This is a genomic window from Brevibacillus sp. NSP2.1, from assembly GCF_000470975.2.
GTDB lineage: Bacteria > Bacillota > Bacilli > Brevibacillales > Brevibacillaceae > Brevibacillus > Brevibacillus agri.
The window spans coordinates 4,672,596-4,688,490 of the sequence record NZ_CP048274.1 but is presented as its reverse complement, the minus strand read 5'-3'; the positions used below and the strand labels follow the sequence as shown (position 1 = coordinate 4,688,490).

18 protein-coding genes, 1 pseudogene and 1 riboswitch are annotated in these 15,895 nt (G+C 53.8%); of the genes and pseudogenes, 13 read left to right on the top strand and 6 right to left on the bottom strand.

The annotated features are described in order from the left end of the window. Window positions 1-22: 22 nt before the first annotated feature. The 3 genes from M655_RS22825 (at window position 23) to yhfH (ending at window position 2,456) form a co-directional block, all read left to right on the top strand. Complete coding sequence (locus M655_RS22825; protein ID WP_005827620.1) at window positions 23-364, top strand: hypothetical protein; 342 nt, start codon at window positions 23-25, stop codon at window positions 362-364. Between the two features lie 500 nt (window positions 365-864). Beyond that, window positions 865-2,112, top strand: a complete 1,248-nt coding sequence (gene ilvA / locus M655_RS22820; protein WP_007777217.1) for a threonine ammonia-lyase IlvA — start codon at window positions 865-867, stop codon at window positions 2,110-2,112. Between the two features lie 182 nt (window positions 2,113-2,294). Beyond that, on the top strand, window positions 2,295-2,456 hold the full coding sequence (gene yhfH / locus M655_RS22815; RefSeq protein ID WP_005827625.1) for a protein YhfH: 162 nt from the start codon (window positions 2,295-2,297) through the stop codon (window positions 2,454-2,456). 234 nt (window positions 2,457-2,690) lie between these two features. Here the strand turns inward: yhfH and M655_RS22810 are convergent, their stop codons facing one another. Next, window positions 2,691-2,996, bottom strand: a complete 306-nt coding sequence (locus M655_RS22810) for a hypothetical protein (RefSeq protein WP_007777213.1) — start codon at window positions 2,994-2,996, stop codon at window positions 2,691-2,693. Between the two features lie 175 nt (window positions 2,997-3,171). Between M655_RS22810 and M655_RS22805 the strand changes: the two genes are divergently transcribed. From M655_RS22805 to M655_RS22795, 3 genes are all read left to right on the top strand, one after another. Further along, window positions 3,172-3,735 carry a hypothetical protein gene (locus M655_RS22805; protein ID WP_005827629.1) on the top strand — a complete coding sequence of 188 codons (564 nt, stop codon included), beginning with the start codon at window positions 3,172-3,174 and terminating at the stop codon, window positions 3,733-3,735. 79 nt (window positions 3,736-3,814) lie between these two features. Beyond that, window positions 3,815-4,378: a biotin transporter BioY gene (locus tag M655_RS22800; RefSeq protein WP_005827631.1), complete on the top strand. Its 564-nt coding sequence runs from the start codon at window positions 3,815-3,817 to the stop codon at window positions 4,376-4,378. 115 nt (window positions 4,379-4,493) lie between these two features. Then, complete coding sequence (locus M655_RS22795) at window positions 4,494-5,837, top strand: cytochrome P450 (RefSeq protein ID WP_026558249.1); 1,344 nt, start codon at window positions 4,494-4,496, stop codon at window positions 5,835-5,837. A gap of 154 nt (window positions 5,838-5,991) precedes the next feature. On the opposite strand, the pseudogene M655_RS22785 reads toward M655_RS22795, so the two are convergent. The 3 genes and pseudogenes from M655_RS22785 to M655_RS22775 form a co-directional block, all read right to left on the bottom strand. Continuing rightward, window positions 5,992-7,356: pseudogene (locus tag M655_RS22785) on the bottom strand (sensor histidine kinase). Continuing rightward, window positions 7,357-8,076, bottom strand: coding sequence for a response regulator transcription factor (locus M655_RS22780; protein ID WP_005827638.1), 720 nt, complete (start codon window positions 8,074-8,076; stop codon window positions 7,357-7,359). Window positions 8,077-8,294: 218 nt separating this feature from the next. Further along, entirely contained in the window at window positions 8,295-8,816 is a 522-nt protein-coding gene (locus tag M655_RS22775) for a C40 family peptidase (protein WP_007777201.1), read from the bottom strand. Between the two features lie 4 nt (window positions 8,817-8,820). Further along, window positions 8,821-8,958: riboswitch (cyclic di-AMP (ydaO/yuaA leader) on the bottom strand. Window positions 8,959-9,267: 309 nt separating this feature from the next. Here M655_RS22775 and M655_RS22770 point away from each other — a divergent pair. From M655_RS22770 to prpE, 7 genes are all read left to right on the top strand, one after another. Beyond that, on the top strand, window positions 9,268-9,672 hold the full coding sequence (locus tag M655_RS22770) for a LiaF transmembrane domain-containing protein (RefSeq protein ID WP_005827643.1): 405 nt from the start codon (window positions 9,268-9,270) through the stop codon (window positions 9,670-9,672). Window positions 9,673-9,737: 65 nt separating this feature from the next. Continuing rightward, on the top strand, window positions 9,738-10,433 hold the full coding sequence (locus M655_RS22765; RefSeq protein ID WP_005827645.1) for a PspA/IM30 family protein: 696 nt from the start codon (window positions 9,738-9,740) through the stop codon (window positions 10,431-10,433). A gap of 92 nt (window positions 10,434-10,525) precedes the next feature. Next, window positions 10,526-11,104 (top strand): class I SAM-dependent methyltransferase, encoded by a 579-nt coding sequence (locus M655_RS22760; RefSeq protein WP_005827648.1) that lies wholly within the window; start codon window positions 10,526-10,528, stop codon window positions 11,102-11,104. A gap of 14 nt (window positions 11,105-11,118) precedes the next feature. Next, window positions 11,119-12,006, top strand: coding sequence for a cell wall-active antibiotics response protein LiaF (gene liaF, locus M655_RS22755; protein WP_005827649.1), 888 nt, complete (start codon window positions 11,119-11,121; stop codon window positions 12,004-12,006). A 13-nt stretch (window positions 12,007-12,019) separates the two neighbouring features. After that, on the top strand, window positions 12,020-13,168 hold the full coding sequence (locus M655_RS22750) for a HAMP domain-containing sensor histidine kinase (RefSeq protein WP_005827651.1): 1,149 nt from the start codon (window positions 12,020-12,022) through the stop codon (window positions 13,166-13,168). 7 nt (window positions 13,169-13,175) lie between these two features. Further along, complete coding sequence (locus M655_RS22745; protein WP_005827653.1) at window positions 13,176-13,805, top strand: response regulator; 630 nt, start codon at window positions 13,176-13,178, stop codon at window positions 13,803-13,805. A 109-nt stretch (window positions 13,806-13,914) separates the two neighbouring features. Then, window positions 13,915-14,736, top strand: a complete 822-nt coding sequence (prpE, locus tag M655_RS22740; RefSeq protein WP_005827655.1) for a bis(5'-nucleosyl)-tetraphosphatase PrpE — start codon at window positions 13,915-13,917, stop codon at window positions 14,734-14,736. Here the strand turns inward: prpE and M655_RS22735 are convergent. Then, entirely contained in the window at window positions 14,721-15,014 is a 294-nt protein-coding gene (locus M655_RS22735) for a hypothetical protein (protein WP_005827657.1), read from the bottom strand. The genes prpE and M655_RS22735 overlap by 16 nt on opposite strands. 19 nt (window positions 15,015-15,033) lie before the next feature. Continuing rightward, complete coding sequence (locus M655_RS22730; RefSeq protein ID WP_005827659.1) at window positions 15,034-15,837, bottom strand: N-acetylmuramoyl-L-alanine amidase family protein; 804 nt, start codon at window positions 15,835-15,837, stop codon at window positions 15,034-15,036. Between the last annotated feature and the right edge of the window lie 58 nt (window positions 15,838-15,895).

Here is a 15,895-nt window from a genome sequence, read left to right as displayed (position 1 = left end):
ACTGAGGGAGTTGTGACGCTAGATGCAAGAGCTATTTGACAAAATGAAAGAATACCTCAACATGGATACCGAAATTTCCTTTGAAGAGTTTGATGGCTACTACAAAAAAGTAGTCGCGTTTCTGAACGATAACTGGAAAGAGTTGAACGAGGAAGATACGATGCACATGCTGTTCATCCTCGACAACCTCAAATCGAACGGCGAAGATCGCGCCAAGCGCAAAGTGAAGGAAGCGAAAAAATACGCGAAAATGGCGCAACGCACCGAGATTTGGGCAAATGCGCTGATCGGCCGTCTGCGTGAAGCCGGTTTGACCGACGAAGAGATCGGCAAGCGCTACGAAGCCATCTACGAAGCGGTGTAACAGCCGACGATAGCATAAAGCAAGAGAGAGCCACCCGGGTGTGAGCTCTCTTTTTTTGTGCGCGATCCAAAGCAGGATGCGGTTTTGTTTGACAAGAAAACAGAGTCGCATTATAATTTGTAACTAATAATTTGAATAGTTCGTTATCAGTTGCGTAGAAAAGGAAGAGTAGGAACAGAGAGCAGCGTGCAGAGAGCCGTTCCCCGTGCTGAAAGAATGGCCGCCTAGCCTGTTTTGAAAATCACCTTGGAGCAGTGTTCTGGAAAGCCGCCGCAATCGGGCGGTGAGTAGAGGACAACGGATTCGTCTCCGTTACCGGACGGGAGTTCCCCACGTGGAACTTCTACAAGTCTGTTTTTCGTGAGGAAGACAGAGAAGCTGAGTGGTACCGCGATGCCTTCGCCTCAGCCAGCCGTGCGCAAACCAAGCGCTGCTGGCGAGGCGGAGGCTTTTTCTATGAAAAAAAGAGACAACCAACGTTTGGGAGGGGCCAGAGAGTCATGCATACAGTGAGAGTGGAAGAAATTGTGGTGGCAAACCACGGATTGAAAGACGTAGTGGAGAAGACACCGCTGCAAAAAAACAACGTGCTGTCCGAGCGCTACGGCTGCAACGTCTATTTGAAGCGGGAAGATTTGCAGGTCGTCCGCTCCTTTAAAATTCGCGGAGCGTACCATTTCATGCGCAGCCTGTCCGCAGAGGAGCGCGAGCGCGGAGTAGTGTGCGCCAGTGCGGGTAACCACGCGCAAGGAGTCGCGTACTCGTGCCAGAATCTGCAAATCCAGGGCACGATTTTCATGCCGACGACGACCCCGCGCCAAAAAATTTCCCAGGTCAAACGGTTCGGCGGCTCGTATGTGGAGGTCGTGCTGATCGGGGACACTTTTGACGACTCGTTCGCAGAAGCGATGAAATATTGCCTGCAGGAAGACCGGACGTTTGTCCATCCGTTCGACGATCCGCTGGTGGTGGCAGGGCAAGGCACGGTGGGGCTGGAGATCATGAACGATCTGGAGGAGCCTGCTGACTTCGTTTTCATGAGCATCGGCGGCGGCGGCCTGGCGGCAGGGGTCGGCACGTATGTAAAAGGCATCAGCCCGGATACGCAAATCATCGGGGTGGAGCCTGCGGGAGCGGCATCCATGAAAGCGGCGCTGGAGAGAGACGACGTCGTGACGCTCGATGAGATCGACAAGTTCGTGGATGGAGCGGCAGTCAAACAGGTCGGACAGTTGACGATGAGCATTTGCCGCGAGGTGCTGAGCGATATCGTGCTCGTGCCAGAGGGCAAAGTATGCACGACGATTCTGGAGCTGTACAACAGCAGCGCGATCGTGGTCGAGCCTGCCGGGGCCTTGTCGATTGCCGCGCTCGACTACTACAAGGAGCAGATCGCGGGCAAAAACGTCGTCTGCATCATTAGCGGCGGAAACAACGATATCGACCGGATGCAGGAAATCAAGGAGCGCTCCTTGCTGCATGAAGGCTTGAAGCATTATTTCATCATCAATTTCCCGCAGCGCGCCGGGGCTTTGCGCGAGTTCATGGAAAAGGTGCTCGGTCCGCACGACGACATCACGCGCTTTGAGTACACGAAGAAAAACAACAAGGAAAACGGCCCGGCGCTGGTCGGCATCGAGATGAAGTGCCAGGAGGACTACCAGCCGCTGATTAGCCGGATGAAGCAGCACGGCATCCGCTATGTCGAGATCACCAACGATCCGTATTTGTTTAACCTGTTGATTTAAGAACATTGTGTTACAACAGATGCCGAATTTGCGAAAATGTATGAATACAGCGAAAAATGGAGCAAACGGGAGCATTTGAGCGAGAGAAGAAGGTATTGTGGCGTAATGTATTATAACAAACTTTTATAAAACAGGTGCTGTTGTAATACAATACAGATAACAACACACGGGGGGTTATAATCATGACGCCAATCACTACGTTTTTCCGAAACCTCGAAGCAAAATGCTGCGCAGCTTGCGGCCAGACCATCAACGAGCAGGCTGAGTCTTACGCGAACGAATGCTTCACTTGCCAGGAGCAGGCATCCTACGACGCCTACAAGCACTACCACCAAAAACGGTAAGCAGATGAATACAGCATAGATCAGGTGTACCGAACGGCTGGAGCCAGAGGGTATGCCTTTTTTGTGCGATCAGCTTCTTATCCGGTATCAGTGCACCCAGGGCTGCGCCAATAGCCTAAGTTTTCTCATTTGGGCAAACCGTGCCGCATGCGCTTCTCTCCTACTTTTATGAAAAGCGCCGGAAGCTTTTTCCACAAAAAAGCCGCTGCTTGTCTGGCAGCGGCACTTTGCCATTCAATGCGGTTTGGCCTGGGACTTGGCGGCCTGTTCCTTTACGTAGTCGATCAGGCCGAGCTGGAAGCCCTCCTGTGTCAGCAAGCGCTGGGCTTCGTAGGTGCTGGCATAGTAGGCTTGGACGTGCGGATCGTTTTCCAGCACGCGGCGGCATGCCTCGTCGCGAGAAAGCTCTCTGTACCAGTCCGCCTCCTTGATTTGCGCGACCAGCTCCTCATAGGCCGGCTCGGGCTTTTTCCACGGGTTCAAGCGGTGAAAAATTTCACCGAAAATCGCAACAACGACTAAAATTCCGATGAGAAACATGTTTGTCACCTCTGACGTTGGTTCCCTCCCATGGTACCACTCCCGGAGCGCTTTTCGCTATGGGGAAGTCTGTTCTTGCTTGCAAATGCGCAAAAAAGCAGGCATGCTAGTGACAGAAAACCAAACGGGGCCTGTAACACAGGTCCAGGCAGTGAGAACAAAAGGAGGGCACCCCATGTTTCATCCGCTGGTATTTGACAATATCAGAGTGGTGCTGGAAGGCGCGGTGTACGACCGCGATTTTGACGGGGCGATCACGATTACCAATCGGTCGGACGTCATGGATATGGCGACGTTCCAACGCTTGTTCCAGATCGACTTCAAGCTGGCCGAGTACGCGGAAAATGACCAGGGCGTGCGGGCGCAAATGCAACTGCGCACGAGCCTGGGCGACATAGCCGCGGAGCAACTGGAAACGCCGCTCGTGGAGCATATCGGCTGCACGATTTGCATTCATTTTTACATGCAGCTTGAAAAGCCCGGCGACATTCCGAACAGCGCAAAAGAGATTACGGCGATCCTCAACGACATTTGGGGAGAGCGCCCGTACATTACCCAGACGCTGTCGGCGAAGCTGCCGGAGCACCGGATCGAATGGCCGCCGCCAAGTTGGGAAAACCGCGTGACGCTGGACTTTCACCGCAAGATCGACGAGGGCAACATCGACGACCTGCGGCTGCTGATCGAGCACACGATTCAATCGCTGGTCGGTCTGCAAAACTACGTCGATCAAACATAGGGATTTACATTTTCAAGCATGCGTATTATCATTTTGTTAACCTTATTATATTTTTAGTTAACATTGGAGGCTATTACGCATGAGAAACGAACGTTTGAGATGGCTTTTGTTGTCCGCCATTTTTGCCGCTGTCACGGCTGTGCTGTCCCAGTTGACGATTCCGCTGCCGCTCATTCCGATCACCGGACAGACGCTTGCGGTAGGCTTGACCGCGACGATCCTGGGCAGCCGCTACGGTACACTCGCTCTTTTGATTTACGTGCTGCTTGGAGCGGTCGGCTTGCCTGTCTTTTCTGAAGCGAGCGGCGGGCTGCAAGTATTGGCAGGCAAAACAGGCGGGTACATTTTCGGCTTCATCGCCACTGCCTTTGTGACGGGCCTTTATTTGGAAAAATTCGGATTCACCTTGAAGCATGCGGTCGTCGCCAACGTGATCGGCATGTTCGTGACGCTCGCCTTCGGTTGCGTTCAGCTCAAATACGTGCTGGATATCCCGTGGGACAAAGCCATTGCCTTCGGCGCTACGCCGTTTTTGGTCGTAGGCGTTATCAAAGCGGTGCTCGCCGCGCTGATCGGCATCAAAGTGCGGGAGCGTTTGATCGCTTCTCGCCTGCTGCGCGCAGAGCAGCCTGTCGCACGCTAACAACGGTACGCCTTTTTCGCCACCTGAAATTTTCAGGTGGCTTTTTTTTCGCATAAACTCCTTTTCTTGCCGGATACTATCGGTAATCCAATCGAAGCACATGAGGGGGATTTCCATGGGTGTGACAATCTCAGGACCACGCGGCTTGCCGATTTCCGGCAATTTGCTTGCTTTTCGCAAAGACCCGCTGCAGTTTATCCGCGACGCTGTTGCCGAGCATGGCGATGTCGTTCACTTTCGTTTTGGGCCGAAAAGGCATGTCTATTTGCTGACCAATCCCGACCAGATCAAAGAAGTGCTCGTGACCAAGCAAGACCATTTCAAAAAAGGAAAAGGCTTGCAGGTCGCCAGAGCCGTCGTCGGCGACGGGATTCTCACCAGCGAAGGCAAGAAGCACATGCGCCAGCGCAGACTGATGCAGCCGGCTTTTCACCGGGAGCGGATTGCCGGCTACGGCCAGGCGATGGTGCGCCAGGCTGTCGAGCTGTTGGAGGACTGGAAAGCAGGGGAAGTCCGCGACATCCACGACGATATGATGCGGGTGACGCTGGCGATCATTACGGAAACGATGTTTGGCAAAAGCATCAAGGAGGGCGCCGACAAAATCGGACATGCGATCGACGTCGGACTGAAATATGTGGCGAACAAAGCTTCCTCCTTTATCGACATTCCGTTGTCGGTTCCGACAAAAAGCAATCGACAGTTTCTGGAGTCGAATGAAACGCTGGATCAAACGATTTATTCCTTGATCGAAGAACGGCGAAACAGCCAAGACGACAGACAGGACGATCTGTTGGGGATGCTTCTTGCGGCGCGGGATGAGGACGACGGCCAGGGGATGACAGACGAGCAGGTGAGAGACGAGGTCATGACGATTTTCGTTGCCGGTCACGAGACGACAGCCAATACGATGTCGTGGATCTTTTATTTGCTGGCGACTCATCCGCATGTCGAGGCCAAGCTGCACGAGGAACTGGCGACTGTATTGGACGGCAGGCTGCCTACGGTCGACGATTTGCCTAAGCTTACCTACACGAGCCTCATCGTTTCGGAAACGCTGCGCCTGTATCCGGCTGCCTGGACGATTAATCGGGAAGTGGTCGAAGAGGTACAGATTGGCGATCAAACGTATCAGCCTGGCGATACGCTGATGATGAGCCAGTTTGTCATGCATCGTCTGGAGCGCTACTACGAGAAGCCGGATGAGTTTATTCCGGAGCGATTCGCGGGCGATCTGCTGAAACGCAACCCGACGTATGCCTATTTTCCGTTCGGGGGAGGGCCGAGGGTTTGTATCGGGAACAACTTCGCTCTGATGGAAGCTGCCCTGCTTTTGGCGACGATCGCGCAGCGCTACCGCCTGCGGCTGGCAGAGCCTGGTCAAGTAGTGGAGCCGGAGCCGCTCGTTACGCTGCGTCCGAAAAACGGCCTGCCGATGCGCCTGGAAAAGCGGGAGTAAGGCAAAAAAAAGAGGCATCTTTGCACTACGGTTTCGCCGTGATGTGTCAGATACCGAACTGGGGGTTATTTATCACTGAAAGCAACATGCTTACAAGAAATACTTTAGCAGAGAAATATAAAAAATAAATTAACTGCTAATAAATCTATATAAACTAACTGTGATAAAAGGGAATGGTGAAGGAGAAGCTGCTTCCTATTCCCTGTTCGCTGTTTACCGTGAGTTCTCCGCCGTGGCGGCGCACGATGCTCTGGCAGATGGTCAGCCCAAGCCCTGTGCCGCCGTTGTTGCGGTTGCGGGACTTCTCTGCGCGGTAAAACTTGTTGAAGATTTTGGGCAAATCCTCGGCTGCGATTCCTTCCCCTTTGTCTATGACGGAAAACAGCACGTGGCCTTCCCGCTGGTCGCATGTAACCAAAATCGAGCCATTTGGCTTGTTTTAGTGAATCGCGTTGTTCAGCAAGTTTTCCATGACGCGACGCAGCTTTGTTTCATCGGCTTCGATGTGCAGCTCATTGGATACGCGCAACTTCCATTGAAACGTCAGGCCGGCTTCTTTTACCCGCGCCAAATAGTCCTCGATAATTCCTTTCAAAAATCCTTTCACGTGAATGCGGCTAATGTTGAGCCGCACCTCCGTACTTTGCACCGTGAAGTCCTGCAACTCGTCCAGCAGCTTTTCCAGATCGCTCGTCTTCACTTCGATTTTGCCCATTTGCTTCTGAATCCGCGTCAGGTCCGTGACCCGCCCGGAGCCGATGTAGGAGGCGTAGCCTTTGATCGTGGTCAGCGGCGTGCGAAAATCATGGGCGATGGAGGCGATCATTTCCGACTGTCTCTCTTCGGAAAAGCGCAGCTCGTCGACCATGTCGCCAAAGTAGCGAAAAAGCTGTCCGAACTCGTCGTGCGAGCGGTACGTAAACGTCACAAGCCGTTTGCCCTCGCGAATTTCCTGCGTGACGCGGGCCAGCTCATTGACCGGGCGCAAAATCCAGCGGAGGAACAGGGCGAGCAGCAGCAGGCCGACGAGGACGAGGCTTCCGTAAATAAACCAGAGCATCATGGAGACTCCGGTTGTAGCCATCATGTCGTAATCGTCCGTGTAGAAGTAGACGACGATCTCTCCCGCACGGGGAGGCTCCTGCTGAAAATGGTACTCTGCCACGACTTTCAGGTCGCTTTTCGTGGTGGAAGGGAGGGACAGCTTCAAGGAGTAGGCTTGTGACGGCCTGTGGTAAATCGTGTTGCCGCTCGCGTCCTTCACGACCATCCGGTACATGACGTCTTCCGGCAACTGCTTCTCCAGTTCCTGGCGCTCGATCGGGTCCTTGAAGTTGCTGGAGCGCAGTAGTTGGTTGAGCCGGACCTTTTCTGCCGCATCCTTTTCCGCCTGGTACTGGTTGTGACGGTCGTTTTTCAACTGGTCGATGATGATGTCCTGGAAGACGAATTTGAACAGCAGGATGTTGAGGGTAATCAAGGCGATAAAGGAGAGAAAAAGCTTGTTGCGAAGACTCATCTACAGTTTCTCCCCGATGAATACGTAGCCTGTCCCCCATTGTGTTTTGATGAATTGCCGTTCTGTTTCCAGCTTCTCGCGCAAGTTTTTGATGTGGACCGTCACGGTGTTGAGGGAGCCGTAGCCGTACCCCCAGACGCGGTCGTAAATTTGTTCCCGCGTGAACACGATCCCGGCATTTTCGGCGAGGAACGTCAGTAGTTGAAACTCTTTTGTGGACAGCTCAATCTTCTGGCCGTTGACGTAGACAGAGTACGTTTCCTTGTGGATCTCCAAGTCCTTGAACTTCAGGACGGTGATCGGGGAGCTGGGCGTCTCTTTTTCCGGCTGCTCCTCGGTATGCTTGCGAATGCGCTCGTAGCGTCGCAGATGAGCGCGGATGCGAGCCAGCAGCTCTTCGGTGTCAAACGGCTTCGTAATGTAGTCATCGGCGCCGATTTCGAAGCCGACGACTTTGTCGACCGCCTTGCTTTTCGCGCTGAGAAACAGGATCGGCAAATCCCATTCGCGGCGAATTTGCGAGCACAGCTCGTAGCCGCTCATATTCGGCATCATGATATCGAGCAAAATGAGGTTGGGCCGCTCGCCCTGGCTCAGAAGAGCAAGCGCATCCTCGCCATTTTCCGCCGAGGAAACCTGGAAGCCTTCGTTTTCCAAAATATCTTCAAGCAGTTCAATAATCTCCTGGTTGTCATCAACGATCAAAATGTGATCTTTCACCGGAATTACCCCCAGTTACTTCTATTAATAGGTGGATGAGGTGCTATGGCACAAAGAACTAATCCTGTCTATCATAACATGCTTTCACATGATAAGGGCAAGTATCCGTCCATTCATGCATCTTTACTTATAGGTAGGGGCACCTCTTTAGACCTGGTCCTAAATTTCGTCAGAAAAAGCCAGAGACGCAATGTCCCTGGCTCTTATTTTTTGCCGAACTACTTCTTTTGTGCTTGATTTTCCGACAACGATGCAGCTTGCACCGCGTTTTCCTTTTTCGGAGCTGCCGCTTCCAGAACAGGTGTGCTGATGCGCTTGGCGCCAACATAACGCTTGCTCCAGTAGTACGGGTCGTTCAACTTGGTGTTGACGACGCCGCGGCCAGATTCCGAATGCACGAATGTGCCGTTCCCGATGTAGATGCCTACGTGTGAGATGCTTCGTCCGTTTGTATTGAAGAACACAAGATCTCCAGGCTGCAAGTCTTTCTTGGCAACCTCTGTCCCCAGTTCGTATTGGGCGGCAGAATTGTGAGGCAGGTCTACACCTAACGCATCAAATACGTAGCGTGTGAAACCGGAGCAGTCAAAGCCCTTTTTGGACGTACCGGATGATTTGTAAGGGACGCCATACAGTTCGCTGACCACGTCTTCGAGTGTTGCACCCTCGGCCGCGTGTGCAGCGCCGGCTCCCATAGCCAGCATTCCGGCCATAAGTAAAGACAGTACCACCTTGCGCAAAAGAAACTGCTCCTTTCGTGAGCCTACGAAGTTAGCTGAAGGGTTCGGTCGAAAGGACGCCCTAGATTGCCAACATGCAATCATTCACCCCAAAAAACTGGTTCCCCCGTTTCCGACATGCGGAATTCGGCTATTTTCGATGTTTTTTTACACGCACTTTACGAAGATTCTACGCTTTTCCCGTTTTCCCTCTTTTGTAACCGCTTGTTCACCTTTTTGTCACAAAATTTTGTCTGATGCTGTAACGATTTGCTTCGACAATGCAAGTGCCGGGTCGAGAAAAGGGCAGGAGCAGGCTCGTCCGATTATGGCAGGAAATGCTCTCCGTCCAAGGACGGAGGGAAAAACCAACCGCACGCCCGTTATGGGGAGCCTATGCGGGGGGCTACAATAAGGCCATAAGGTTCAACAAGCACCACACACGCAAAAGATGATAGGAGGTAAGCGAGCAATGAGTGAACGGTCTGGAAAGGTTTTGCTCGGGCTAGTTCTCTTGCTGATCGGCGGGTTGGTTCTCCTGGATCAAGTAGGAATCGACTTTGGTGATCTGATCGGGCTTTTGATTCCGGCGATCATCATGCTGTACGGCGCTCGAAAAATCATGGGACAATCCGGTTCGCGTTTTTGGGGAATCGTGATCTTCCTGTTCGGGTTCCTGATGCTGATCGGCAAGCTCCATCTGCTGTTTCACGGCTTACTGGCCATTGGTGTGATTTATCTGGGGTATCGCTTACTGCGCCCCGGCCATGTCCCCAAAGAAGCGCCGCCAGCCTGGGAACGTCAGTGGGCACAAAAAGTATTAAAAGAAGACACGCTGGACGCGTGGGAAAGAGAAATGACCCGCCGCCAGCCATAAGCAGCCATGTCGCGAGAGCTTTTGGATGAAATGACACGATGTGATATGATGAGGAGGAATTGAAAATGAGTATTTTCAAACGTTTGCGTGACCTGACAGTAGCTTCGGTAAATGACGCCCTGGATTCGATGGAAGATCCGGTAGTTATGCTGAATCAATACATGCGGGATATGGAAGTGGAAATCGGACAGGTCGAAGTGGCTGTCGCCCGCCAGGTAGCATTGGAAAAGAAATTCCGCCAGCAACTGGACGAAGCGAACGCTTTGATCGAAAAGCGCGACCGTCAAGTAAAGCTCGCGTTGACAGAAGGGGAAGACGAGCTTGCCCGCCGCGCTCTTGCGGACAAAAAGCAGTATGAAGCTCGTGCAGCCGAGTACGAAACACTCTATCTGGCAGCTTCCGAGGCCGCTACGCAAATGCGTGAAAAGCTGGCCGAACTGAAGGAAGAGTTCTATAAAATGCGCGCAAAAAAATTCACGCTGATGGCACGGGCACAAGTAGCCCGCACGCAAAAGCAGGTGAATCATGCGGTAGCAGGGATTGGCAATCAGTCCGCAGGCCGCGGGTTCGCTCGTATGGAAGAAAAAGTGATGCGTATGGAGGCGGAGGCACAAATGAGCGGCCAATGGCGCCAAACGAACCTCGCCTGGGAGAGCGCGTTGTCTGACCTGGAAAAAGACGATCTGGATGCGGAGCTTGCCAGCATCAAGGCGTCGTTGAAGGAGAAAAAACCAGCGTCCGCCCAGCCGGAACAATCTTGATTGGACAGGAACTGGGGGATTGGTTGTAGAATAGAGTGTGTCAATCAGGCAGCCTGTATAGCAGGCTGCTTTTCCCCTAGGAGGTACGATTCTTGGCAGACTTCATGGTCTTTTTGCGAAGGTTCATCGCTGAGCCTGGACGTGTAGGCAGCGTGATCCCCAGCTCTCGGTATTTATGTGAGCGAATGTTGAGCCACGTCAATTGGGCTTCAACAGATGTCATTCTTGAGCTGGGACCTGGCACGGGCGCTTTTACCCAAACCATTTATCAAAAAATCAATCCTGATACCGACTATGTGCTTGTGGAGCGTGACAGCCAGTTTCGATCCATCCTTCAATCACGCTTTCCTGATCTTCCTGTCAGGGAAGAAGCGACGAGACTCGGACAATATTTGGAGGAGCTGGAGCTTGGCAAGGCAGATGTCATTATTTCCGGCCTGCCGTTTGCCAATTTTCCGCAAGAGTTGCGAACAGCGATCCTGGACGAAGTGCAAAAGGTATTGAAACCAGGCGGTCTGTTCATTACATTCCAATATTCGCTACAACTCCAGGCTGAGCTGCAGGCGCGTTTTTCCTTGGTAGAGACAGACTTCACCTTGCTGAATATCCCACCTGCATTCATTTATACATGTCGTAACGGACAAAGTGAAAAAGATCGGCATGGGGCGTAAGAGAGGAGACTTTTGTGAAACTGTCCCGCTTGCACACAATGTTGGCCGGCGTCCTGATTATTTTGACAGGAATCGGCCTTTTATTAGACAGTTTGCATATTATTTCGTTCGGTCTGTTTGACCTGTGGCCCATGGTGCTCGTCTACTTCGGCGTTCGCCTGTGGGGACAGAACAAGCGGATTGGCGGCGGCATTCTGTTTTGTTTAGGATTCATTATCGCGCTGGATATGTGGTTTGGCATCGGCGTGGACGATTTGTTCCAACTCGCTGTGCCTGTCCTGTTTATTTATTTTGGCTTTCGATTGATTCGCGGCAAGACCAAAGAAAGAGGAAATCGTCCGCCCCTTCCGCCGTTTTCAGCTCCGGATGAGACGCCAGCTTCCGCCATGGGCGGCGGGAGTCAAACGGCTCAGCCGAGCGGGATTCGCCAGGAAGCTGCCCAATGGCTGGACAGCTTGAACAAATGGAAGCCTTCACGCGGCAAGCTGCCTGAGCAGGAGGGAGAATCTGCCTACCGTGAACGGATTTTGCCCAAAGATTCTCGCAGCTCCCTGATCGGGGATTACCATCTGACCTCGGGACGTTTTGAACTGAGCGCCCTGCATGTGTGGCACGGGATCGGGGATGTGGTCATAGACCTGTCCCGCGCGGTGCTGATGCAGGATGAAGCGGTGCTGGTTGTGGAAGGCTGGGTGGGGGATGTCACGATATACGTTCCCGTCGATCTCCCGGTTTCTGTCAACGCAGAGCTGAGTCTGGGCGATCTGGAAGTGCTGAGCCACCGTCAGGGCGGAATCAACCGCAGCGTCATGATTCGCTCCGATCAATACGAAGAGGCGGCTCAAAAAGTGAATGTGCATATCTCGCTGCTCGTCGGCGATATAAAAGTCAAGTACATCTAGGAGGTACTGGCGGATGCGTCGACAGCGATTAGCGAGTATTCAGTGGCAATATGTGCGCTACGGCGTCCTGCTTGCCGGAAGTGCAGTGGTCGTTTCGTTTATTTGTTTCTTTTGGCTCTATTTTGTGTGGAAAGATATGCCGGAGGTTCATCGCTGGTACAACAGCCTGATTGGCGATCCGAAGGTCGTTTTGTGGATGGAAGATTACTTGGGAGTGACCTTGCCCGCGCAGCCTGACGGGCTGGTGCAACTGGCGGCGTTTGTCGTGTCGCTTCCGGTCGGTGTGCTGGTGGCGCTGATTATCTCCTACATCGTCGGGAACCTGCTCAAGAAAAGGCTCAGCGTGTTGTGGGAAGCCGCCATGAAGCTCGGGCGGGGGATGCTCTCCTACCGCGTGCCGGATTTGGGCGTCGATGAAGTCGGCGAGCTGGGCTGGCAGTTGAATCGGCTGGCCTCGCAGTGGGAGGAGCAGGTCGCGTCCTTGCAGCGTCTGTCCAATCACAATGCGGCCCTGGCAGAGCAGGTCAAGCAGGCAGCCGTCACCGAGGAGCGGCAGCGCTTGGCACGCGAACTGCACGATGCGGTCAGTCAGCAGTTGTTTGCGATCGCCATGACGACGGCAGCGATGCGGCGGCTGGTGGAGAAAAATCCGCAGCGCGCCGCCCAGCAGATTGAGCTGGTGGAAGAAATGGCAGCGGCCGCCCAGGCGGAGATGCGGGCATTGCTCTTGCATCTTCGCCCCGCCACGCTGCAAAACAAGTCGCTGAAAGAAGCGATCTTGGAACTTTTGGATGAACTGGAACGTAAAAATACGATGGAGCTGACGTGGGAGATTGAAGACGTCGAAGGCTTGCCGAGCGGCATTGAGGATCATCTGTTCCGGATTTTGCAGGAGTCGTTGTCCAATACGCTGCGGCACGCCAAAGCCAGCCAGATTGCGGTCAAGTTGTTTACCTTGCAGGAGCAGGTGCGGCTCAGGGTAACCGATGACGGCGTCGGCTTTGATCCGGATGGAGAAAAAATGACGTCGTACGGCCTGCGCAGCATGCAGGAGCGGGTGGCCGAGGTAGGCGGCTCGATGGAGATTTATTCAGCGATCGGCAAGGGGACGCAAATCGAGGTGCGGATTCCCTTGATGTCACAGCCGGAACGGGAAGGGTGAAATTTCTGTGATTCGCGTATTACTGGTAGACGATCATGAGATGGTGCGGATGGGGCTGGCTGCTTACTTGTCAACCGAGGATGATATCGAGGTGGTGGCAGAAGCGGGCAGCGGAGAAGAAGGAGTGCGGATGGCGGTAGAGCTGCGACCGGATGTCGTGCTCATGGATCTGGTCATGGAGGGCATTGGCGGTGTGGAAGCGACCCGGCGCATTCGTGAAGCTTGTCCAGCGAGCAAAGTCATCGTCCTCACCAGCTTTATCGACGACGAAAAAGTATATCCGGTCATCGAAGCGGGGGCCTTCAGTTACTTGCTCAAGACTTCGCGTGCGGCCGAAATCGCCAAGGCGATCCGCTCGGCTGCAGCAGGAGAGCCTGTACTGGAGTCGCGAGTGGCAGGAAAAATCATGGCCCGTTTCCGGCACGGACAGGAATCGCACCCGCACGAGCAGTTGACCCCGCGCGAGCTTGAAGTTTTAAAGCTGATCGGCCAGGGCAAGTCCAACCAGGAAATTGCCGACGAGCTGATTATCGGGATCAAAACGGTAAAGACGCACGTCAGCAATATCCTCGCCAAGCTGAATGTCGAGGACCGCACACAGGCGGCCATTTACGTGCACACGCATAATCTTGGCTAACAGCGTGAAAAAAGCGAAAATGCTTCTCGTTATGAGGGGCTTTTTTGAGTTTTTTTTGCGGATGTGGTAAAGATAGTAAGTAACAGATTGGGAAAGGAGGGGACGGGCTATGAGGCACAAACCTCAGACACGCTCCAAGGTGCTTTCGGCGGACAATGGCGTGGACATTATCGGAGATGTTCACGGCTGTTACGACGAGTTTATGGAATTGATCCAGCGTCTGGGGTACGAACGGAGCCAGGACGGCACCTATCGTCACCCCCAGGGCCGAAAGCTCCTTTCCCTCGGAGACATTACAAGTCGCGGGCCGTACTCCATCAAGATGCTGCAATTTTTCCACCTCCACGTCACAGCCGGGCTGGCGGAGATGGTCGACAGCAATCACGGCTGGAAAATCGCCCGCTGGCTGGACGGAAGACCTGTTACACTGGCACATGGCGATGAAAAGGTGGAGGAGGAGCTGCGGCTCTACCAGCAAGAGTTCGGGCCGAAAAAAGCGTCTCTTTTGCGGGAGCAGAGTCGGCGCCTCTTGTTCTCCTCGCCATCGCACATGATGATTCGCCGCCATGACAAGCTGGAAGCCGTTGCCGTGCACGCAGGCATTAAGGATGACTACATCGGCATGGAATCGCCGGCTGTCTATACGTTTTGCCGTTACGGGGACGTAGCCGGGACCGGGCCTGATGGCCGTCCGATTCGCCGGGAGTGGGCAAAGGAACGAAAAGTGACAAGCCCGATTATCGTCTGGGGACACGATCCCCACCCGGAGCCGAAACGAAAAAACGGCACAATCAACATCGACCAAGGGTGCGTGTTTGGCGGAATGCTGACCGCCTATCGCTTTCCGGAGGACGAGGTGTTGAGTGTGCCGGCCAAGAAAAATTATTCAGGTCTGGCAGATACGCCGCTGACGCGCTATACGGCGGATTGAGAATCGTTTTTCTGGTTTTTTCTGTTGCTGACTTGCTCGATCGTATTCTTCGCGGACGAGTGAATACCGACACTGGCCAAGCCCGCTGTTACGCCTTCCATCAGCGCTGTTTTCCAGTCAAAGCCCGGCGAGTACAGCCATTGGTTGACCATGTACAGCCCGACAATCAAGACAACGGCTACCCAACTGCGCAGCTTTTTGGGGATGCGAAGCACATCAGACAAGGTAGCGGTGCCTGCCAGGGCAAAGGCGATGATTAAGCCGAGATCGAAGCCCACGGGACACTGCCTCCATTTCTTATTTTTTCAATAGCTCATACAGGCGCTTCAAGATGATCGCCTCCGCCCAGAGCGGCAAAGGCTTGTCAGCCTGGCTGCGCCAATCTTCGTTGGTCAAAAGACCCTGGTCAAACATCCAGTCGATTGCTTCCTGTTTCCAATCTGGCAACGTTCCTCCACCTCCGTTTCCTGGGCTGGGAGTAGTCGTTGGCGACGGCGTGGGAGCGGGAGTAGGGGCTGGAGTCGGAGCGGGGGTTGGTGTGGCCGGAGGACGGTAAGGCAGCTTGGCGTATTCGCAAAAAGCGCGGACGACCGCTTCGGCGAGCCGTTTCCAATCCCTGGCGAGCTTGTCGGCGTCCAGCGGGTTGTCGGCGAAGCCGTACTCAATAATCACGGTTTCGACGCTGCCGGTTTCCCTGTGCATGTAGTAGTAGTCCCGGTTGGAATTGTTCGGGAGCGTCCGGGTGAAAATCCGGCGATTGGGCATTCCCTCCGCTTCCAGCTCCTCCTGGATTATGCGGGGAAAGGCGGCGGAGCCATAGATCGAGTAGATGACCTCGGAGCCTCGGCCGCCACCTGCGTTGATATGGTTGGATATGCAGTAGCGCGCGCCGCTGTTTCGCACAAGAGTCGTCCGTGCATCGCTGGAAAGCGTAGTATCGTTTGTTCGCGTCATCGCGACCGGAATGTTCAGTTCCTTGAAGCGATTGAACTGATACAAAGAAATTTGCAGAGTCATATCTTTTTCGAGAAACTGGGCGTTGTTGCCGCCGCCAGGATCGACTCCACCGTGCCCGGCGTCCACAATCAGGATAGGAGCCATTTGTGCATCACCTCTTGCCATTAGGATATGCTTGGAATGGCCGAGATGGCTTGGGGCA